The following is a 19,193-nucleotide window of genomic DNA, read 5'->3' on the forward strand; positions in this document are numbered from 1 at the left end:
CGAAGGCTAAAACTTACATAGACAGTATTTCAACCAGTTTTAACAGGTTGGGATTGATCTCGATGTGGTGTTTAATGGCGTGCTCAAATGGAGTATAGGCTATCTCGTTATGAATAATACCTATCATTTCATTACGGTGCCCGTCTCTTAAAGCCTCAACTGCAGCAGCTCCTACACGGCTGGCCAATACCCTGTCCATACAACTTGGCGCGCCACCACGTTGTATGTGTCCTAATATAGAGATGCGGGTATCATAATGCGGAAATTTTTCCTGAACCAGGCGGCCAACCTCAAAAGCACCACCGGCTTCTTCACCTTCGGCTACAATAACAATCCTGGAGGTCTTATCTTTCCGGCCATGTTCAAGCCGATTAAATAACCCTTCCATTCCACCCTTACTTTCGGGGATAAGTATAGCTTCGGCACCGGCAGCAATACCCGTGCGCAGGGCGATCAGACCAGAGTCGCGGCCCATTACTTCAACAATAAATAAACGGTCGTGTGATTCGGCGGTATCTCGGATCTTATCCACCGCTTCAACAACCGTATTAATGGCTGTATCATAACCAATGGTAAAATCGGTGCCCAGCAAATCATTATCAATGGTACCGGGTAAACCAATTACCGGAATATCGTATTCACTGCCAAATACTTTTGCACCGGTAAAAGTACCATCGCCCCCAATAGCCACCAGGGCATCAACATTATGTTTTTGTAACTGATCGAATGCTTGTTTGCGCCCCTCAGGCGTTCTGAAATTGTCACAGCGCGCTGTTTTCAGAATAGTACCTCCGCGTTGTATAATATTGGAAACCGATTTGCGATTCATGGGTATAAAATCGCCCTTGGTCATGCCGTCATAACCCCGGCGAATGCCCGTTACTTCAATACCATAGTATATGGCCGTACGTACAACCGCCCTGATGGCAGCATTCATTCCCGGCGCGTCGCCACCTGAAGTAAAAAGTCCGATATTTTTAATCTGCGTCATTTTTTATCCTGATACGGGCATTAGGGGCCCTACCTTTAAAAAATTGAATAATTTAAATTTGAGTGCTTTTAAAGTAGCCTTTAAATAAAAACGCGGCTAAGCTTTAAAACTTGCCGCGAATTTACATTTTATTTTTTAACGCCGTGCCTACTTTTTGAAAGCTGCTATGCCGCTATCTAAAAATTTAGTATAACTGGCTATATCGTAATCGGCCGGAGAAGTTGGGATATCCTTACCTGTGGCATCTTTTAAAAAGTTGCCATCGCTATCCAACATCACGTATAAAGGCTGGGAGTTAGAGTTAAAACGACTGGCCTCCAAATCACTCCACTTACCTCCAAGTGTAGTTATTTTTTTGCCACTATAGGTTGATACAAACTGGTCTTTTACATCCAAAGAGGCTTTATCATCAACAACCAATTGAAGCAGTACAAAATCATCGCGCAATCGCTTGAAAACTCCCGGATCCGACCAAACATTGGCTTCCATTTTACGGCAATTTACGCAGTTAAATCCGGTGAAGTCAATCAAGATAGGTTTATGTGTAGCCTTTGACACTTGTAAAGCCTGGTCATAATCATACCATGAATCAAGCCCACGGGTTTTTATCCGGGTATAATTGTTAGCATATTTCTTTTCACCAATGCTCGCAGGTATAACAGCTGCGGGAGCTGAAGAAGGCGCTGCCGCACCACCCGGAATACTTGATAAGTTAAAATCCTGCGTTGCCTCAGGAGGCAGAAATGCGCTTATAGATTTTAAAGGAGCCCCCCATAAACCCGGTATCATATAAATTACAAACGCAAATACAACGATAGCCAAAAAGGTGCGCGGGATAGAAAGATAAGATACATCACTGTCATGCGAAAACTTGATCTTACCAATAAGATAAAGCCCCATCAACAAACCAATGGCAATCCATAGCGACAAAAATATTTCCCTGTCGAACCAGTTCCAGTGATAAGCCAAATCAACATTTGATAAAAACTTAAGCGCGAAAGCCAATTCCAGAAAACCCAAAACTACTTTTACACTATTGAGCCAGCCCCCTGATTTTGGCAGGCTTTTTAACGCTGAAGGAAACAATGCAAATATGGTGAATGGCAGGGCCAGTGCTAATGCAAAACCAAACATACCAATGGCTGGACCCAGTCTGTCGCCTTTGGAAGCTGCATCAACCAGCAGGGTGCCAATAATTGGCCCGGTGCATGAAAAAGATACCACTACCAGGGTTGATGCCATAAAGAATATGCCGGCAAGACCTCCCTTATCTGCATTTGCATCCAGCTTATTAGCCAGTGAACTTGGCAACGTAATTTCAAACGCGCCCAGGAACGACATACCAAATACAATAAGCAGTAAGAAGAAAAATATGTTGAATATACCGTTAGTTGCCAGCTGATTAAGTGCATCGGAGCCAAAAATAATAGAGATCAGCAAACCCAGGGTTACATAAATAATAATGATGGAAACCCCATAAATAAGTGATTGACCAATAGCTTTTTGGCGGCTACCGCTTTTTTTGGTAAAAAAGCTTACTGTTAATGGTAGTAATGGGTATATACAAGGCAATATTACAGCAGTAAACCCGCCTAGCAGACCAAATATAAATATCTGCCAAAGCGTTTTTGGTTTTTCTGTTGATGGCGCTTTTTGTGATAGCGTCTTTTGCTTTGCCGCAGCCTGTGTTTTCGCTGCCGAGTCGGCAGCTTTTTTCCTGATCGCTATGCTATCGGCAGCAGTAGGAATATCCGTAAACTGAACATCTGTAGTTGATACGGTATCCGCTTTACTTTTTTGTACGGCTAAGGCTGGTGCAGAGCCTACGGAACAAAAAATGGCCAGTACCATCAATGTAGCCAGTATAACGCGTAAATAAACGCCCTTTTTTAATAGTTTCATTGCTATCTTCCTTAAGGTAAAATTACTTGCCTAAAGGAATAGTGAAGTCAACATCTTCTGGTGGAAGACATTTTTTGTCGTTACAGGTCATGTACGTGAGCTTGCCGGTTACGCTGGCCACTGATGCTGATTTAAGACTTATTTTTTGTTGAAAAACCACTTCTTTTTCAAAGTAGCTTACATTCATACTAAAAGCTTTCTCGAATTTGGTTACCGGGGTTGGCTCTGATGGTTTGCCCACCGGAGCGTACAGTTTTGAAGGTGTAAATTCAAATGAAGTTTTTATTGGACCGCCATCTTTAACATTAAGGGAGTAAATATGCCAGCTGGGTTGAATAGTAGCTTTTAAAAATACAACAGCTTCTTTATCATTCAACTTTTTTGCCGCGTATGACCATCTTACAGGCGTTTCGATCTGGGCATAAGCCCCTGCGCATAGCACTAATGCAACAATTACCAACAGTACTTTCTTCATTTAATTATTTATTTAAAAATTCAATTTGTTTTAAACTAAACTCTTGTTGCCCGTTATTATTTTCAACAACCAGCATTCCATTTTCTTTTACGTTTTTTATAACTCCTTCAAAAACCTGGTCGTTTGACCTGAAGGGCTTTGCTTCGTTTAACCAATATAGTCGGGATAAATAAGTATTTCTTACAAACAAAAATTTACCCGCCCTTAAATTAAGGTAATATGCTTCAATATGACTGCAAATTTCTGACAATATTGTTTTTAAATCATAATCCCTGTGTAAGATTTGCTTGAGGGAGATGGCGTTGCCAGCTCCAGATTCAAAATTCTCCTGGTTAATATTAAGCCCAATACCAATAATAGCATCCTTGATATGGGTACCCTGTATGTGTGTTTCTATGAGTATACCGCCCAATTTCCGGTCGCCATAATATATATCATTGGGCCATTTTATTTTAAGTTCATCGCCAAGGTACGGATACAAACCCTCGTAAACACCCAAGCTTATAACCCGGTTCAGGTCAAACTGATCGCTCACAGCCAGAAACGCCGGTGTCAGTAAAATACTGAAAGTAAGGTTTTTTCCGGGCTCACTATGCCACTTATTTTGCTGCTGGCCTCTGCCTGCATATTGGCTTTCTGCCATAATGACCGTACCTTCGGGCAATGGCTTGGAATTTGACAGTAAAGTTTTAAGGAATGTGTTAGTTGAGTCAACTTGTTGAATTGTTACTAAATTTTGACCAACAAATAATGCCGAAAATATGTTATTTTGCAAAGTATAATAATTTTTAACCCAAGAACGTTCAAAACTAATTCTTTTTGATGGTAAAAAACAAAGTGTTAAATCAATCGGCCTATATTTCTGAGCTGGCCATACATGGCATACAGGAAAAAAAGGGGAATGATATTATAAGGTTAGACCTCCGGAATATATTGGGCTCGGTATCGGATTATTTTGTGATCTGCCATGCCGATTCATCAACACAGGTAAAAGCTATTGCCAATAGTATTGAAGAAGAAATTTTTAAAGCTACGCAACAGGAACCCTGGCGCAAGGAGGGACTTGAATATGCAGAATGGATACTACTTGATTATGTGGACGTTGTAGTTCATGTTTTCAGAACCGACAAACGTGAGTTTTACGGCGTGGAAGATCTGTGGGGTGATGCCGAGATTAAATATTACAAAAGTGCTTAAACTTTCGTCACAATTACCCTCCGGTTTGAGTCATGGTACTAAACCTTTGTAAATTTTAAATTATAGATTGTAAGTTTGAGCTCGTAATAAAGAAATGAAAGATATTAAAGATAATAAATCAGAAAGTCCGAAACCTATCAGGAAAATACTTAATAAAAAAACACCGCCTAAACCACCCAAGTTTAATATTATGTGGCTTTATGGCATTGTTATTTTAGCGTTTTTATTGGTGCCTACCCTTTTGAGCGGCGGTTCGGGTACCCCTACTACCTTTAAAGATGTGGAAGGCATGCTTAAGCAAAATGATGTTGAAAAACTGATAGCTTATAAAAGCGGCGACCTGGTAACAGCCGAAGTTTACATCAAAAAAGAAAGTTTAAACAAACCACAATATGCCAAAGCCGGCAAAGACCAGCGTTTGTTTAACACCACAAATAATGGCCCTCAATACACTTTTACCGATGCATCATACGAAAGCCTAAAGCAATCTGTAGCGAATGCACAGAAAGACATGCCGGAGGATCAAAAAATAAATATTCAATACGAGCAAGGGCATGAGAGCTTTTTATCAAACTGGTTGGTACAAGGCGTTATCATGGTTATCCTGTTTGCTGGTGTATGGATATTTATTATGCGCCGCATGTCAGGTGGTTCAGGAGGCGGCCCGGGTGGTCAAATATTTAATATCGGCAAATCAAAAGCTACTCTTTTTGATAAAGAAGCACAGGTATCGGTAACATTTAATGATGTAGCCGGCCTCGAAGAAGCAAAGCAAGAGGTAATGGAAATTGTAGATTTCCTTAAAAACCCCAAAAAATACACTAACCTGGGTGGTAAAATACCCAAAGGAGCCCTGTTGGTAGGTTCACCAGGTACAGGTAAAACATTATTGGCCAAGGCCGTTGCCGGCGAAGCACAGGTTCCGTTCTTCTCGCTTTCAGGGTCTGATTTTGTGGAGATGTTTGTAGGTGTGGGTGCTTCACGTGTACGTGATTTATTCCGCCAGGCAAAAGATAAAGCTCCATGTATCATATTTATTGACGAGATTGATGCTATTGGCCGCGCCCGCGGTAAAAACAATATTGTTGGTGGTAATGATGAACGCGAAAACACGCTGAACCAGTTATTGGTAGAGATGGATGGTTTCGGTACCGATTCGGGCATTATTATCCTTGCTGCAACCAACCGCCCTGATGTATTGGATTCGGCGCTGTTACGCCCGGGCCGTTTCGACAGGCAGGTATCTATTGATAAGCCTGATTTGATCGGTCGAGAGCAGATCTTCAAAGTTCACCTGAAACCTATCAAATTATCTGATGGCGTTGACGCGAAAAAATTATCGGCACAAACCCCAGGCTTTGCCGGTGCAGAAATAGCTAACGTTTGTAACGAAGCCGCTTTGATAGCCGCCCGTAAAAATAAAGAATCGGTTGATATGGCCGATTTCCAGGATGCTATTGATCGTGTTATCGGTGGTTTGGAAAAGAAAAACAAGATCATATCGCCCGAAGAAAAACGCATTGTTGCTTACCACGAAGCTGGTCACGCTATTGCTGGCTGGTTCTTGGAACATGCCGACCCATTGGTTAAAGTATCTATCGTTCCGCGTGGTGTGGCAGCATTGGGTTATGCTCAATATCTGCCAAAAGAGCAGTTTTTATACACTACCGAACAATTGCTTGATGAGATGAGCGTTTCGATGGGTGGTCGTGTTGCCGAGGACATTGTTTTTGGCAGGATATCAACCGGCGCCCTAAGCGATCTGGAACGTATTACCAAACTGGCTTATGCCATGACCAAAATCTACGGTATGAACGGTAGTGTAGGTAATGTATCCTTCTACGACCCGCAAGGCGAATATCAGTTTAACAAGCCTTATTCTGATACTACTGCCGAGATGATCGACAACGAAGTGCGTAAACTGGTTGACGAGGTTTATCAGAAAACCAAAGATTTGTTGAATAACAAACGCGATGGACTTGAAAAAATAGCTCAGAAATTGTTAGAGAAAGAAGTACTGTTTCAATCAGATCTGGAAGAGATATTGGGTAAGCGGCCATTTGACGAACGTACCACTTACGATAAGTTTGTGAACGGCGAGGCTGCGCTAAACCCCGATGTGGATAACAATGCCATTCCGGATAACTTAACAAATCCGGAGCTTTCCAGAATTGACGGAGAAGATCCAAAGTTTTAATATACATTAATCGTATAAAGCCATCAGCTAAGCTGATGGCTTTGCTGTTTTTACCATGAGGGATATTACCACATCAAAAGAAAAACTGCTTAAAAAGATCCGCAAGGCTCTTCTGGAGAAAAGGGACAACCCCTACCCTCAATTGGAGGACCTGCCGCTTTATGCAGCCGCTGAGGAGATCCCGGAGGTAATGTTTGCCCAACAGTTCACTACCGTTAACGGGCAGTTTGTTTTTTGCGAGGATGAAGTGCAGTTTATTGAAACCTTGCTTACCCTGGCCGAAGAGCGAAACTGGCGCAAAATATATTGCTGGGAACCCGGCTTGCAGGAAATCCTTACCCGTTTTGAATACCCATTTTATGAAACCGACAAAGACTTTGAACAGGCCGACGTTGGTTTTACCTTTTGCGAAGCCCTGATAGCCCGTAATGGAAGCATACTCCTGTCAAACGGCAACATGGCAGGCCGTCGCTTGAGCATTTATCCCCCAGTACACATTGTGTTGGCCTATACCTCCCAAATGGTGCTCGATCTTAAAGATGGCTTTAAGCTGATCAAAAAGAAGTATGATAACCAGCTGCCATCGATGATCAGTAATGTGACCGGCCCAAGCCGCACCGCCGATATCGAAAAAACTCTCGTATTGGGCGCCCACGGCCCCAAAGAACTTTTCGTTTTTTTGCTGGATGACAGCAACTTATCTTAAAATAATATTTTGCCCCTAAAGTATTATTTTGCGATTATAAATTTTATTGATAAGATCAACTACTTGCTTTAAATTTAACTTTCGTAAGGGATAGTACATAAACAATGCTTTAATTTACTTTTCCTCTGTCGTTCTACCACCAAACACATAAATATAATAATATCGATAATAGCGTTTATCTTTACTGCCATCAGTAATATCTATGTTTTATTTATATTTCTTTTTTGAATTATTTGCATTTATAAGTTGCCTGTACGCTTATAAAAACCTAGATAGAAACTTTAAAATTTTTCTCCCGTTTCTCGCATTTGTTGTTGTTTATGAGTTTATAAATATCTTCTTTATGAAGCTAATTTTATTACATCATTCAAATGCCTGGTGCAATAATCTGGAGGGTGTTATCGAACTATTGGTATATGGGCAATTCATGGCATCCTTAGATGAGCGAAAAAAGTACAAAAAGAGGGTGTATATGGCCGTTGCCATTGGCCTGTTTATAACTTTGATTGACATCTTTTTTATTCATAGTTTCTGGACTGTCGCTACCGTAGCCAGTGCATCACAAAGCATTATATTGGCTACCATGGCATTTGTATATATATATAACTTATTTAAACATTCGGACGAATATCCCTATTTGCTCTTTTTCCCGCCATTTTTAGCTGCCGTGGGATTATTGTTGTACTCATTGGCCAATTATTTTTATTTCGCATCATTTGACAACCTATTGGTTAAAAACAATTATCATTTTTATTCGATCGCTCATTTAATCTGCGAAATGGCTTGTTTATTTATATATGTATTTTTAGGCCTTGCGTTTTTATGCTTTACAAAAGTCAAAAAACTATCCTGATATACATTATTTTTCGCCTTATTTTGATTTATATCCGTATAAGGATAATTTCTAAAAAAAACCTATTTTTGAGTAATCCGTATTATTTATGGATTTTGTACTGATCTTATTTACGTTTTTCACCAACCAACCTAAGCTGGCGTTTTCCTCGTATATTATACCCCCTATCAAATTCGGCTGTATTTTATTAAGGAAGAGACAGCTTAATTGAATAAAAACCACAAATAATGGAACCTATCGATTTATCTATCGCCCAAAAAATGGTGGACCACTACGCTGCCACCCGAAAAAAACTGATTGACAAAGAACACAATATCAACGATACGCAGTCTGTCTGGATACCGCTTGATAAATTAAAATCCTTTATCAACAACCTACCCGAGCAGGCTACGGGAGTAAGAATTCATTTTGCCGCTTACGATCATAAAAACGAGCATTCGCCCAATCAAACTACAGCTATATTGATAGGCACCGTTGAAAATCATACTGAACATACCGATGCCATAGAAGATGGCGTTGGGCCATTGGGCACTGAAGATCCAATGGGGCCTTTTAACAATGGCAGAACATGCCCTCCACTTTGCCCATCGTAAGCAATCCTTTAAAATATTTTTGTAAGGCCATATTCGTCAAAAGGCAAATGCTTTAATGTAATCTTATGCTTGATTATATCTATTTTTATTTTGAGCTTTTTGCGTTTTTTGTTTGTTTATACACCTACAAAAAGCTTGATCGTAACTTTAAGGTATTCCTTCCTTTTTTGGCGTTTATCGTAATTTATGAGTTTGCGAACCTTAAATATTGGACGCTATGGCACCATACCAATGCTTGGTGCAGCAATCTGGAAACAATTATTGAAATAGTTATTTACACCCGCTTTATAAGCGCTCTTGATACAAGAAGATCATACAAAAAAAGGGTAAATATTGTGCTTTTCATAATAGTCCTGTTTTCTTTTATAGACATGATCTTTATTCAGGGCTTTTTTATGCTAAACACCATTGCCATAGTACTTCAATACAGCATGCTTACTGTGTTGGTGTGCTTGTATTATTTTAAATTAATTAACAATGTTGATGAAAGCCTCGATATTATACGTCACCCGCCATTTTGGGCCACTGCGGGAATATTATTTTATACGCTTGCTTTTCTGTTTTATTACATAGCTTTCAGTTACATGGCTTACAAACAAAATTATAAGTTCTTTATATTGGCTCAGGTTATACCGAATATTGCTTGTCTTATTTTATATTCGTTACTGTCTGTTGCATTTATATATCAGTATAAAAAAGCAAAATCTATTGCCGCTGTTATAAAAACATAGTAACATCTTTTATCTATATCCAAACCATTAATATGATCAGCCCATTCAAATATGCTGTTTAAGGATGAAGAAATCATTTTATTGATAATTGCAGGCACCGCCATAGTGATGCTGCTGGGGGTTTTTATCGTCAGCTTTTTGTTGCTATACCAACGCAAACAAAATAAAAATGTATTGGAAAAGGAGCAACTGAAATCATCCTTTCAACAGGAATTGCTGAAAACCCGCATGGAAATTCAGGAAGAAACGCTAAATCATATTAGTCGCGAGTTGCATGATAATATTACCCAGGTGCTATCATTTGTAAAACTTAACCTGGGCGTGTTGGGCAGAAACCTGGGCGAACATGAAAAGGCCCGGGTAAATGACAACCGCGAACTTATTGCCCAATCCATAAGTGATCTGCGAAACCTTTCCAAAAGTCTTAGTTTTGAACATATCAGTGTAATGGGCCTCATAAAAACGCTGGAAATAGAAACCGAACGTGTTAACAGAAGTGGTATCATTAACGTATCGTTATTGGTTGATGGTGATTATTACACACTTGGCGAACAGCGGGAGCTGGTATTATTCAGGATCTTTCAGGAGGCCTTAAATAATGCCTTAAAATACGCGCAAGCCGATAACTTTAAAATGAGTTTGTATTATAAGGAGCAAATGTTTAATTTAACCATCGAAGATGACGGTGTTGGTTTTGAGCCTGAATTGCTTAAAGATAAGGGGGGCTCGGGTTTGCGTAACATTGTGAACAGGGCCGCCTTAATAGGAGCCGAAGCAACTATTAATAGTTCACCAGGCAATGGCTGCAGCATTAACCTTTCACTCAACCCCCTCATACAAGAAACTTATGTTAACGGAACCTATTCAAATAGCCCTGGTTGATGATCATCGCCTTTTCAGAAGCGGCATTGCTTCTATGGTGGAGAGCTTTAACCGCTACAACATACTATTTGAAGCCGCGCATGGTAAAGAATTGGTTGACAAAATAGCTTCGGGGTTAGTTCCAGATATTGTTATTCTGGATATTAATATGCCGATAATGGACGGCATTTCAACCGCGCAATGGCTTAAAAAGTTCCAACCATCTATCCGTACTATTATCCTATCCATGTTTGAAGACGCCGAAAAGGTACTCACCATGGTTAAAATGGGTGTAAAAGGGTATCTTCTTAAAGATGCTGAACCACATGAGTTTGAGGCTGCTTTGCTCAAAGTAACAGAAGGAGATCTTTACTATCCGGATTTTGTTACTAAGCATTTATTAAATAATTTCAATAACGATAAAACGGCCGTTGTAAAGTTAAATCCCCGGGAAATTGAATTTTTACGCTTAACCGGAACCGAACTCACCTATAAAGAAATTGCCGACACCATGTGCATCAGCGTGCGTACCGTTGATAGCTATCGCGATCAGCTTTTTGAAAAACTGGGCATTAAGAGCCGCGTTGGCCTGGTATTATACAGCATAAAAAACAAACTGATCGATTTGTGATTTGCTAAAAATATTAGCAAATTTGTTAAATGGAACAGGATGATAATACCGGCTTTTTTAAAGGTCGGGGAGCGCAGCTAAATACCCACAACAAATTTTTAAAGAATAAATATGTCGCCGAGCACATCGAGGGGATCGACGAGCCTTTATTGGAAAATACCGCCACACAGCTTTTTGAGGAAACACCCAAAAAGATAGTAAGTGAATCTAATAGTCCAGATCTGAGCCACATGTATTCTATAAATCCTTACCAGGGTTGCGAACACGGTTGCATTTATTGTTATGCCCGCAACAGTCATGAATATTATGGTTTTAGCGCTGGGCTTGATTTTGAACGCAAGATCATCATCAAACCCAATGCCCCTGAGCTTTTGGAGCAGTATTTTAACAAGAAAAACTATCGGCCGGTATCTATCATGCTTTCGGGCAATACCGATTGTTACCAGCCTGTAGAACGTCGCTTAAAGATCACCCGTGGACTACTGGAGGTTTTTTTGAAGTATAAAAACCCGGTAAGCATCATCACCAAAAACAATGTGATCCTGCGCGATCTGGACATTCTTACCGAACTAGCCTCTATGAAACTGGTGCATGTAAACGTTTCTATTACCTCATTGAATGAGCAGCTGCGTCAAAAACTGGAACCGCGGACCGTGACGGCTACCGGAAGGCTGGCCGTGGTACAGAAACTATCCGAAAAAGGGGTCCCTGTGAGGGTAATGGCAGCTCCTATTATCCCAGGACTTAACAGTAACGAAGTACCCAGCATTATCAAAGCCGCTGCCGACCGGGGCGCGTTGGCCGCAGGATTTACCATTGTACGACTCAATGGCAGTATAGCCGAGATATTCAGCGACTGGATATACAAGGCTTTTCCTGATCGTGCAGAGAAAGTGCTCAACATGATACGCTCATGCCATGACGACAAATTAAATGATAGCGATTTTGGCCGCCGTATGAGCGGCGAAGGCAAAATAGCACAATCCATCCACCAGATGTTCCGGATGGCCTGCAATCGCTTTATGGCGGGTCGGGAGATGCCCGAATACGACTATACCTTATTTGTGCCCAGGAAAGGTAAACAGACGAGTATGTTTTAGGTTGTACTGTGCTGTTGAATTAACCTATCAATCCAAACACCAAAAACAATTCCAATAGTATAACAGAGCAGATCGCTCCATAAAAATCCTTCGCCCAAAACCAGGCGACCAAACAGCGTGTGCCTTAAATTATTTATCCAGGGCGCTTTATACAATTGACTAAATTCTATGATATAGCAAAACAACAGACTGGTTATAACAATGAGCTTAACAGGCTTATCAATAAACAGAAACCGCATAATAAAGTAAACCATCAAGGCCCAAAGGATATCGCCTATAAATAATGGAATAAAAGAAAAATGACGGGATAGCAGGCCTGAGCTAATGGCGATAACAATGAGACAGGCATATGTTACCCTTAACCTGTCCATTAATTATCCAGTAACCTTCGGTGGTAATTAACCTGCCCCAGGTGATATGACAAATGAGTAGCCAGATGCGTTAAGAAATATCCTGTACTTACTTTTCCATCAGACACATCCTGAGGATATTCATCAGCCATTTGCTCCTCATTTAGTTTATCAAGCGTTCCAGCTATCATCCGTGAAGTCTCATCTATACGCTTCAAAAGTTCGGCTCTTGGAATAGGACCTGATGAAAACTCCAACGGCCGATCGCGGATATAACCCGTTTTGCCCAGTTCTGCCCCGATATAAGTATTCAAATTGCCTATCAGATGCAAGCAAAGATTACCGGCCGTATTGGCAATTTGTTTATCAATAATCCAGATATTTTGCTCCTGCTGATATAACTCCAACTCTGTCTTAAGTTTTTCCAGATCGCGCAGAAATAGTTTTTTCAGGATAGATAGTAACATGGATAATTGTTTATTGGCTATGGCAAGATAGTTAATTATTCAGGTAACAAAAAAGAGCGCCTGATTGGGGCGCCCTTTTTAATATTTATAAACTAACGTTTATGCTTCTTCTGCTTCCAGAGCCATTTGCTCATCAACAAGGATACGTCCGCAATGCTCACAAACAATAATCTTTTTACGCTGACGAATGTCAGACTGACGTTGAGGCGGGATCTGGTTAAAACAACCTGAACATGAATCGCGCTGGATAGTTACCACAGCTAAACCATTTTTTGCGTTTTGACGCAGGCGGTTATAGGCGGTTAATAAACGCTCTTCGATATTTCCGGTAGCTTTTTCTGCCTGGGCAACCAGTTCTGTCTCTTCTTTTTCAGTTTCGGCTGTGATGGTACCTAGTTCTTCTTTTTTAGCATCAAGATCACTCTTGCGCAAATCCAGATCGGCCAGTGCTTTTTCATATATCTGGGTTTTTGAAGTGATCTCAAAACCATACTCGCGTATTTTTTTCTCGCTTACCTGAATATCTAATCCTTGTATCTCAATTTCTTTTGATATGGCATCATACTCACGGTTGTTCTTAACTTCGTTAAGTTGCGCTTCGTATTTTTTGATATTGGCCTGAGCTTCTTTGATCAGGTTTTTGCGGGTTACAATCTCATCTTCTACATCATCCAGCTCGGCTTTGATCTTTTGAATGCGGGTTTCAAGACCAGCAACATCATCTTCCAGATCTGCAACCTCCATTGGCAGTTCACCTCTTACCTGGCGAATTCTATCAATTTTGGTGTGGATGGTTTGTAGTTCGTATAAAGCTTTAAGCTTTTGTTCTACGGTTTGTTCCATTAAATAAAATATTTGACGGGGTTTGTATTTACTTCTGTTAAACGGACGGCAAAGATAGGAAATTTTTTCCTTATTATTTCATACAATAATTGCGCCGTAAATTGTTCACTCTCAAAGTGTCCGATATCTGCGATCACTATCTTTCCTTCAGCATCAAAAAACTCATGATACTTGTAATCAGCAGTGATAAAAACGTCGGCACCTGCCGATATGGCATGCTTTAATAAAAAGCCTCCGGCACCACCACAAACAGCAACTCTTTTCACATGTTTACCGGTTAATGCCGTATGCCTGATCACATGGGTGCGCATCTTATCTTTTACATGAAACAGGAAAGATTCTTCGTTCTGCGGTATCTCCAATTCACCGATCATACCCGCTCCTACCTGCTGATGTTGATTAGTCAACGGAAACAGATCGTAAGCCACCTCTTCATACGGATGAGTCAGCACCAGCGCCATCAGTATTTTACTTTCCAGGTTAGCTGGGTACACAGTCTCGATACGTACCTCATTTTCCTGATGACGACTACCCGGCTCCCCAACATAGGGATTGGTAACCTCGTTACCTTTAAATGTCCCCTTACCTTCGGTATTGAAACTGGTTTCGCTGTAATTACCAATATTTCCAGCTCCGGCAGCAAATAGAGCATCGCGCACGGCATCGGCATGGCTGCCTGGTACAAAAGTTACCAACTTTTTCAACAGGTTATGCTTAGGTAATAAAATGCGGCAGTTCTTCAGCCCCAGGGTATCACAAATACGCTGGTTTACGCCCTCCATGATATTATCCAGGTTAGTATGTATAGCGTAAATGGCAATGCGGCTGCGAATGGCCTTCTCTACTACCCTTTCCACGTATGTTTTGCCGTTAAACTTTTTAAGTCCTTTAAAAACTATGGGATGGTGAGATATGATCACCTGGCAACCAGTGGCAATGGCCTCATCAACCACAGCTTCGGTACAATCAAGAGACAGTAATGCCTGGGTAACTTCCTGTTCGGGGCTTCCCACAATAAGACCCGCGTTATCATAATCTTCCTGGTACACCAAAGGGGCCAGGCTTTCTAAATATGCGGTAAGTACAGCTAATTTCATGAATAGATTTTGTAATATGGCCGATTTATCCTTTATTTCTGATTACTCAGAATGGCCATCCGGTGGCTTTCATAAGCCATTTCCTTATTATACTTTAAAGTAAGCGATTTATTGTTCACCAGGTCAACAATAGTACCTATTAAACAAAGACCGGCAGTTAAAAAATAAAGGATACCCATACCTATCTGTCCTAAAACAAACCGGTGTATTCCAGAAACACCCACTAAACCAAGCAATGTAAAAATGAGTATTTCATTCGCATTCTTGCGTTTACCGCTATAAACCATATAAAAATATTTCTTCTGGTCTTCGCTAAGCTCCCTGGTAGCTTGCTGCAAGAAACCCATTTCTTCGGGGCCCATATCGGCAAAGTTCATGTAGGGATCCTGGTGTATGTTCATACTATTAAGGTTTGTGGTGAGTGCTTTTTCAAAAATAAATATTTTATGATATAAACCTATAAGTAAGCCGCGGTAATTTGCCTGGTCACTTATGAAACTTTATCTGTAAAATTTATAATTGTAATTATGTCACTTTCACCGGGTAAACGCGTCTGTATAAAGATATCCACCCTTCGCATTCACTTTAAAACCAACGGCTTCTTAGCATGAATTGTAAAATAATCATAGGCTCTATCATTTTAGCCTTTTTATTAGGATCAACAAGCGCCTTCTGCCAACAGCATACCGTTAGTTATGATCTGTCGAAATTGCTTTCAGCACATCAGCTCAGCATCAGCAACCGGGAGGCTGCCGTATTGCCTAATCATGAAAAAAACGGGATCATGTTATCGGCCAATGATGATGACGGTGTAGCCTTGATCAATGATGTAACTTTTAGCGACGGCATTATTGAGCTGGACATCCGCGGAAAAGATGTGTATCAAAAGAGCTTTTTAGGGGTAGCTTTTCATGCGGAAGATGCCAAAACTCTTGATGCGGTATACTTTCGTCCTTTTAATTTTTTGACAACTGATTCTGTTCGTCATATACACATGGTACAGTATATATCTCATCCGCAATTTCCCTGGTTTGTATTGCGCGATAAATTTAACGCGCAGTATGAAAAAGCAATTACTTCGCCCCCGGATCCCAATCAATGGTTCCACATCCGGATAGAAATAAAATATCCCCAGGTAACGGCTTTTATCAATGGCCAAAAAACACCTTGTTTAAGCATTAAGCAATTGAGCGACCGTAAAAGTGGAAAACTTGGATTATGGGTAGGCGATAGCTCTGACGGTGCATTTGCCAACCTAAAAGTTACTTTTTTTTAAATAGATAAAAATTTACAGCCAGACGTAGGGGTAAATGATTATCCGGGTGTAATACGGGTATGAAAGTATTAGTTACCGGAGCAACTGGTTTTATAGGCAGGCAATTATGCCTTGCATTAGCAACAGCGGGTTATGAGGTAAGGGCTTTATGTCGCGATACTGATCATCCTTATCTCATCACACACCCCAACATTGAACCCGTATTAGGCAATATCCTTTACAAACAAACATTGGCCAGGGCCATGGATGGATGTGAACAGGTTTATCATACCGCCGCCATGGCCAAAATGTGGTGCCGCAACCCCGACGACTATCATGAAACCAATGTTACCGGAACCCGTAACGTACTGGAAACAGCCAAAAGTTGTGATGTAGAAAAAATGGTATATACCTCCACCTGCGGCGTATGGGGGCCAACTATAAAACACCCAATGACCGAAACCGACCCGCGTATAACCGGTTTCCCCATCGCTTACGAACGTACCAAATACCTGGCCGAGCTGGAGGTTCAGCAATTTGTAAAACAAGGCCTGCCCGTTGTTATTGTAAACCCTTCAAGGGTATATGGTGAAGGTCCGGTGACCGACAGCAATACCGTTGGCAAAATGGTATCGGGCTATTTAAAAGGAACTTGGCGTTTTATTCCCGGTAATGGAGAACAGGTGGCCAATTATGCTTTTTTAGATGACGTAGTTGCCGGCCATATAGCTGCCATGAGCAAAGGAGTCATGGGCGAACGTTATATTTTGGGTGGTCATGATATCAGCTTTAATACTTTTTTTGAAACATTACAACTACTATCAGGCAAAAAGCTGGACATGGTTCGCATACCACTAAAACTCATACAGTTTTACAGCCAGTTGGAATGGCTCAAAACCAGGCTCACCGGTATTGCCCCTGTATTTTTACCCGAATTTGCCGACCGGCTTAAATACGACCAAAAATATAGCAGCAATAAAGCGATAACCCAATTAGATTACAGGATAACCCCATTTGCCGAAGGTTTGAGCAAAACGGCTAATTATTTAAGAGGATTAAAGAATAATGACCTTGGGATTAAAGACAACGAATCAAGAGACTCTATTAATCCCATACATCAGGGTTCAGAACTCAATCAACCTGCGCAATTATGCAACAACTAACAGCCATTGTAACCGGTGCCAGCGAGGGTCTCGGAAAATCATTTGCTATTGAATTAGCAGGGAGGGACATAAACCTGGTACTGGTGGCTTTACCCGGATCCGGGTTACCAGAACTGGCCTCCTTTATCCGTAAAAACTTCGCGGTGACGGTTCATCATTTAGAGATCGACCTGACACATACCGAAAGCTACGCTGAAATTTTTACCTGGCTAAAAGAGCAGCACATCACAGCGCATCTGCTCATCAACAATGCCGGGCTGGGCAATTGGTCGTGGTTTGAGGATAAAAACATCGCCTTTTATAAAATGCAGATTGAGCTGAATGTGATTACGCCCGTGCTGCTTACCCGCTTGTTTCTAGCCCAGGCCGATGCATCTGTTACCTCTTATATTTTAAATGTGGGTAGTTTAGGTGGTTTGTTCCTGGTGCCGAAGAAGCAGGTTTATGGCGCCACCAAATCATTTATCCGCTACTTTACCAAGTGTTTACAGTTGGAATTGTACGGATCAAACGTAAAACTCAGTCTGCTGAGTCCTGGCGGTATTAATACCAAACCCGAGTTGCTGGTGATGAACAATACCCTGAAAGGAATATCCAAAGCTACTGTATTGGAGCCCGAACAGGTTGCCCGTATAGCCATTGATGGACTGTTGAAAGGCAAAAAAGAGATCATCCCCGGCGTAGTTAACCGCTTACTGGTTTTATTAAACAGTTTACTGCCTGCTTATATAAAAGATAATATTATCAAACGAAGATTAAATACTATTTTAGTATCGTGAATTGAATATGATCCTATCGTTACCAATATACCGACTTATCAAAAATTTGCGCAGCTATTTTAACCGCACCAGCAATACCTGCGAGGTAATTGATGATGAGATCATTATTGTTAACTCGGGCAGTTTGCGTGGATTGATCCTGGAGTTTCATTATAATTTTTGCCAGGTAAAGATCTGCGGGCGTTTTAGCCTTTGTATCGACATTACCCGTGATATTTCTGTAGATGTACTTATGCGGATACTAATGAGCCACAATATTATTTCGAGCCCTCCAGCCCCCTGAAGGAAAAGGTTTTGACTAGCCTATTTTACATTGTTATTGGAAAAAACAGGACAATTTGTTCGCTGCTTCATCTAATAATTAAGGAAACAAAATAAACCAACAATAAAAATCATGCGAGCAATTAATCCCTGGATCAACTTCAATGGCAATGCCGAAGAAGCATTCACTTTTTACAAATCAGTTTTTGGCGGCGAGTTTACAAAAATCATCCGTTTTAAAGACTTATCAGGCCCTGAATTTCACGTAGCCGAAGATGAGGCAAGTAAAATAATGTACATTGGCCTGCCGCTTGGCAAAAACAATGTTTTAATAGCCAACGATATTCCCGGATTCATGGGGCGGGTAAGCGAAAATGAAAACCGTTCTAAAATATATTTGAATGCCGAAAGCCCTGAAGAGGCAGATAAAATATTTAACGGATTATCTGCAGGCGGAGAAGTGGAAGGGCCCATTGGCGACAGCCCATGGGGTACCTATGCCGGAATGTTCAGGGATAAATATGGCATTGAATGGATTGTAGAGTTCGATCCAGGTTATAACGGGTAAGGCAGCCAGCACCCTTTCGTTGGCGCATGTACGTTGTGTGCGCAGAAACTATAATACCAAAAAAGAGGCAGTCCCATTTAAAACAGCCTTTTTTCTCATTTCCTTCCATCAATCTGGTCAAAACTTCCCCCTTCAGAGGGTTAGGGGGCAAATTTTTTGTTACTTTTGTAACT

Annotated in this window: 22 protein-coding genes; 13 read left to right on the top strand and 9 right to left on the bottom strand. The window is 40.9% G+C overall.

Translation table 11 applies throughout. From position 1 onward, the window contains the following. Positions 1–13: 13 nt before the first annotated feature. From pfkA to FHW89_RS06110, 4 genes are all read right to left on the bottom strand, one after another. Positions 14–991: a 6-phosphofructokinase gene (gene pfkA / locus FHW89_RS06095; protein WP_172334133.1), complete on the bottom strand. Its 978-nt coding sequence runs from the start codon at positions 989–991 to the stop codon at positions 14–16. A 147-nt stretch (positions 992–1,138) separates the two neighbouring features. Next, positions 1,139–2,893 (bottom strand): protein-disulfide reductase DsbD, encoded by a 1,755-nt coding sequence (locus FHW89_RS06100; RefSeq protein ID WP_172334134.1) that lies wholly within the window; start codon positions 2,891–2,893, stop codon positions 1,139–1,141. 22 nt (positions 2,894–2,915) lie between these two features. Continuing rightward, positions 2,916–3,368: a protein-disulfide reductase DsbD domain-containing protein gene (locus tag FHW89_RS06105; protein WP_172334135.1), complete on the bottom strand. Its 453-nt coding sequence runs from the start codon at positions 3,366–3,368 to the stop codon at positions 2,916–2,918. A 4-nt stretch (positions 3,369–3,372) separates the two neighbouring features. Further along, complete coding sequence (locus tag FHW89_RS06110) at positions 3,373–4,143, bottom strand: biotin--[acetyl-CoA-carboxylase] ligase (RefSeq protein WP_172334136.1); 771 nt, start codon at positions 4,141–4,143, stop codon at positions 3,373–3,375. A 47-nt stretch (positions 4,144–4,190) separates the two neighbouring features. On the opposite strand from FHW89_RS06110, the gene rsfS reads away from it, so the two are divergent. The 8 genes from rsfS (at position 4,191) to FHW89_RS06150 (ending at position 12,237) form a co-directional block, all read left to right on the top strand. Further along, positions 4,191–4,565, top strand: coding sequence for a ribosome silencing factor (gene rsfS, locus FHW89_RS06115; protein WP_172334137.1), 375 nt, complete (start codon positions 4,191–4,193; stop codon positions 4,563–4,565). A 94-nt stretch (positions 4,566–4,659) separates the two neighbouring features. Then, entirely contained in the window at positions 4,660–6,762 is a 2,103-nt protein-coding gene (gene ftsH, locus FHW89_RS06120; RefSeq protein ID WP_172334138.1) for an ATP-dependent zinc metalloprotease FtsH, read from the top strand. A 55-nt stretch (positions 6,763–6,817) separates the two neighbouring features. Continuing rightward, positions 6,818–7,468 (top strand): lactate utilization protein, encoded by a 651-nt coding sequence (locus FHW89_RS06125; protein ID WP_172334139.1) that lies wholly within the window; start codon positions 6,818–6,820, stop codon positions 7,466–7,468. A gap of 343 nt (positions 7,469–7,811) precedes the next feature. Beyond that, complete coding sequence (locus FHW89_RS06130) at positions 7,812–8,321, top strand: hypothetical protein (protein WP_172334140.1); 510 nt, start codon at positions 7,812–7,814, stop codon at positions 8,319–8,321. Positions 8,322–8,548: 227 nt separating this feature from the next. Beyond that, positions 8,549–8,914, top strand: a complete 366-nt coding sequence (locus tag FHW89_RS06135; protein ID WP_172334141.1) for a hypothetical protein — start codon at positions 8,549–8,551, stop codon at positions 8,912–8,914. A 782-nt stretch (positions 8,915–9,696) separates the two neighbouring features. Then, the gene (locus tag FHW89_RS06140) at positions 9,697–10,527 is read left to right on the top strand and encodes a sensor histidine kinase (RefSeq protein WP_172334142.1); all 831 of its coding nucleotides are present in this window, start codon (positions 9,697–9,699) and stop codon (positions 10,525–10,527) included. Continuing rightward, entirely contained in the window at positions 10,493–11,137 is a 645-nt protein-coding gene (locus tag FHW89_RS06145) for a response regulator transcription factor (protein WP_172334143.1), read from the top strand. Before FHW89_RS06140 ends, FHW89_RS06145 begins: the two co-directional genes overlap by 35 nt. Before the next feature lie 29 nt (positions 11,138–11,166). Further along, a complete protein-coding gene (locus FHW89_RS06150; protein WP_172334144.1) occupies positions 11,167–12,237 on the top strand; it encodes a PA0069 family radical SAM protein in 1,071 nt (356 codons plus the stop codon). On the opposite strand, the gene FHW89_RS06155 is transcribed toward FHW89_RS06150, so the two are convergent. The 5 genes from FHW89_RS06155 to FHW89_RS06175 all read right to left on the bottom strand — a co-directional run bounded on the left by FHW89_RS06155 (position 12,234) and on the right by FHW89_RS06175 (position 15,395). Beyond that, on the bottom strand, positions 12,234–12,608 hold the full coding sequence (locus tag FHW89_RS06155; RefSeq protein WP_172334145.1) for a DUF2809 domain-containing protein: 375 nt from the start codon (positions 12,606–12,608) through the stop codon (positions 12,234–12,236). The genes FHW89_RS06150 and FHW89_RS06155 overlap by 4 nt on opposite strands. After that, complete coding sequence (locus FHW89_RS06160) at positions 12,608–13,054, bottom strand: DinB family protein (RefSeq protein WP_172334146.1); 447 nt, start codon at positions 13,052–13,054, stop codon at positions 12,608–12,610. The genes FHW89_RS06155 and FHW89_RS06160 overlap by 1 nt, the downstream gene beginning before the upstream one ends. A gap of 99 nt (positions 13,055–13,153) precedes the next feature. Then, the gene (locus FHW89_RS06165) at positions 13,154–13,897 is read right to left on the bottom strand and encodes a zinc ribbon domain-containing protein (protein WP_172334147.1); all 744 of its coding nucleotides are present in this window, start codon (positions 13,895–13,897) and stop codon (positions 13,154–13,156) included. After that, on the bottom strand, positions 13,897–14,994 hold the full coding sequence (locus FHW89_RS06170) for a Nif3-like dinuclear metal center hexameric protein (protein ID WP_172334148.1): 1,098 nt from the start codon (positions 14,992–14,994) through the stop codon (positions 13,897–13,899). The genes FHW89_RS06165 and FHW89_RS06170 overlap by 1 nt, the downstream gene beginning before the upstream one ends. A 32-nt stretch (positions 14,995–15,026) precedes the next feature. After that, positions 15,027–15,395, bottom strand: coding sequence for a TM2 domain-containing protein (locus FHW89_RS06175; protein ID WP_172334149.1), 369 nt, complete (start codon positions 15,393–15,395; stop codon positions 15,027–15,029). Positions 15,396–15,601: 206 nt separating this feature from the next. On the opposite strand from FHW89_RS06175, the gene FHW89_RS06180 reads away from it, so the two are divergent. The 5 genes from FHW89_RS06180 (at position 15,602) to FHW89_RS06200 (ending at position 19,020) form a co-directional block, all read left to right on the top strand. Continuing rightward, a complete protein-coding gene (locus FHW89_RS06180) occupies positions 15,602–16,270 on the top strand; it encodes a family 16 glycoside hydrolase (protein ID WP_172334150.1) in 669 nt (222 codons plus the stop codon). Between the two features lie 59 nt (positions 16,271–16,329). Further along, entirely contained in the window at positions 16,330–17,412 is a 1,083-nt protein-coding gene (locus tag FHW89_RS06185) for an NAD-dependent epimerase/dehydratase family protein (RefSeq protein WP_172334151.1), read from the top strand. Then, positions 17,400–18,191, top strand: coding sequence for an SDR family oxidoreductase (locus FHW89_RS06190; protein WP_172334152.1), 792 nt, complete (start codon positions 17,400–17,402; stop codon positions 18,189–18,191). The genes FHW89_RS06185 and FHW89_RS06190 overlap by 13 nt, the downstream gene beginning before the upstream one ends. A 7-nt stretch (positions 18,192–18,198) precedes the next feature. Then, positions 18,199–18,474, top strand: coding sequence for a hypothetical protein (locus FHW89_RS06195; protein ID WP_172334153.1), 276 nt, complete (start codon positions 18,199–18,201; stop codon positions 18,472–18,474). Between the two features lie 111 nt (positions 18,475–18,585). Next, positions 18,586–19,020, top strand: a complete 435-nt coding sequence (locus FHW89_RS06200) for a VOC family protein (protein WP_172334154.1) — start codon at positions 18,586–18,588, stop codon at positions 19,018–19,020. Positions 19,021–19,193 lie beyond the last annotated feature (173 nt).

The organism is Mucilaginibacter sp. SG564 (assembly GCF_013149275.1).
Taxonomy (GTDB): domain Bacteria; phylum Bacteroidota; class Bacteroidia; order Sphingobacteriales; family Sphingobacteriaceae; genus Mucilaginibacter.

Coding starts and splice junctions, on each gene's coding strand:
- pfkA (WP_172334133.1), bottom strand. CDS start 991: ATGACGCAGATTAAAAATATCGGACTTTTTACTTCAGGTGGCGACGCG.
- FHW89_RS06100 (WP_172334134.1), bottom strand. CDS start 2,893: ATGAAACTATTAAAAAAGGGCGTTTATTTACGCGTTATACTGGCTACA.
- FHW89_RS06105 (WP_172334135.1), bottom strand. CDS start 3,368: ATGAAGAAAGTACTGTTGGTAATTGTTGCATTAGTGCTATGCGCAGGG.
- rsfS (WP_172334137.1), top strand. CDS start 4,191: ATGGTAAAAAACAAAGTGTTAAATCAATCGGCCTATATTTCTGAGCTG.
- ftsH (WP_172334138.1), top strand. CDS start 4,660: ATGAAAGATATTAAAGATAATAAATCAGAAAGTCCGAAACCTATCAGG.
- FHW89_RS06125 (WP_172334139.1), top strand. CDS start 6,818: ATGAGGGATATTACCACATCAAAAGAAAAACTGCTTAAAAAGATCCGC.
- FHW89_RS06130 (WP_172334140.1), top strand. CDS start 7,812: ATGAAGCTAATTTTATTACATCATTCAAATGCCTGGTGCAATAATCTG.
- FHW89_RS06135 (WP_172334141.1), top strand. CDS start 8,549: ATGGAACCTATCGATTTATCTATCGCCCAAAAAATGGTGGACCACTAC.
- FHW89_RS06140 (WP_172334142.1), top strand. CDS start 9,697: ATGCTGTTTAAGGATGAAGAAATCATTTTATTGATAATTGCAGGCACC.
- FHW89_RS06145 (WP_172334143.1), top strand. CDS start 10,493: ATGTTAACGGAACCTATTCAAATAGCCCTGGTTGATGATCATCGCCTT.
- FHW89_RS06150 (WP_172334144.1), top strand. CDS start 11,167: ATGGAACAGGATGATAATACCGGCTTTTTTAAAGGTCGGGGAGCGCAG.
- FHW89_RS06155 (WP_172334145.1), bottom strand. CDS start 12,608: ATGGACAGGTTAAGGGTAACATATGCCTGTCTCATTGTTATCGCCATT.
- FHW89_RS06160 (WP_172334146.1), bottom strand. CDS start 13,054: ATGTTACTATCTATCCTGAAAAAACTATTTCTGCGCGATCTGGAAAAA.
- FHW89_RS06165 (WP_172334147.1), bottom strand. CDS start 13,897: ATGGAACAAACCGTAGAACAAAAGCTTAAAGCTTTATACGAACTACAA.
- FHW89_RS06170 (WP_172334148.1), bottom strand. CDS start 14,994: ATGAAATTAGCTGTACTTACCGCATATTTAGAAAGCCTGGCCCCTTTG.
- FHW89_RS06175 (WP_172334149.1), bottom strand. CDS start 15,395: ATGAACATACACCAGGATCCCTACATGAACTTTGCCGATATGGGCCCC.
- FHW89_RS06180 (WP_172334150.1), top strand. CDS start 15,602: ATGAATTGTAAAATAATCATAGGCTCTATCATTTTAGCCTTTTTATTA.
- FHW89_RS06185 (WP_172334151.1), top strand. CDS start 16,330: ATGAAAGTATTAGTTACCGGAGCAACTGGTTTTATAGGCAGGCAATTA.
- FHW89_RS06190 (WP_172334152.1), top strand. CDS start 17,400: ATGCAACAACTAACAGCCATTGTAACCGGTGCCAGCGAGGGTCTCGGA.
- FHW89_RS06195 (WP_172334153.1), top strand. CDS start 18,199: ATGATCCTATCGTTACCAATATACCGACTTATCAAAAATTTGCGCAGC.
- FHW89_RS06200 (WP_172334154.1), top strand. CDS start 18,586: ATGCGAGCAATTAATCCCTGGATCAACTTCAATGGCAATGCCGAAGAA.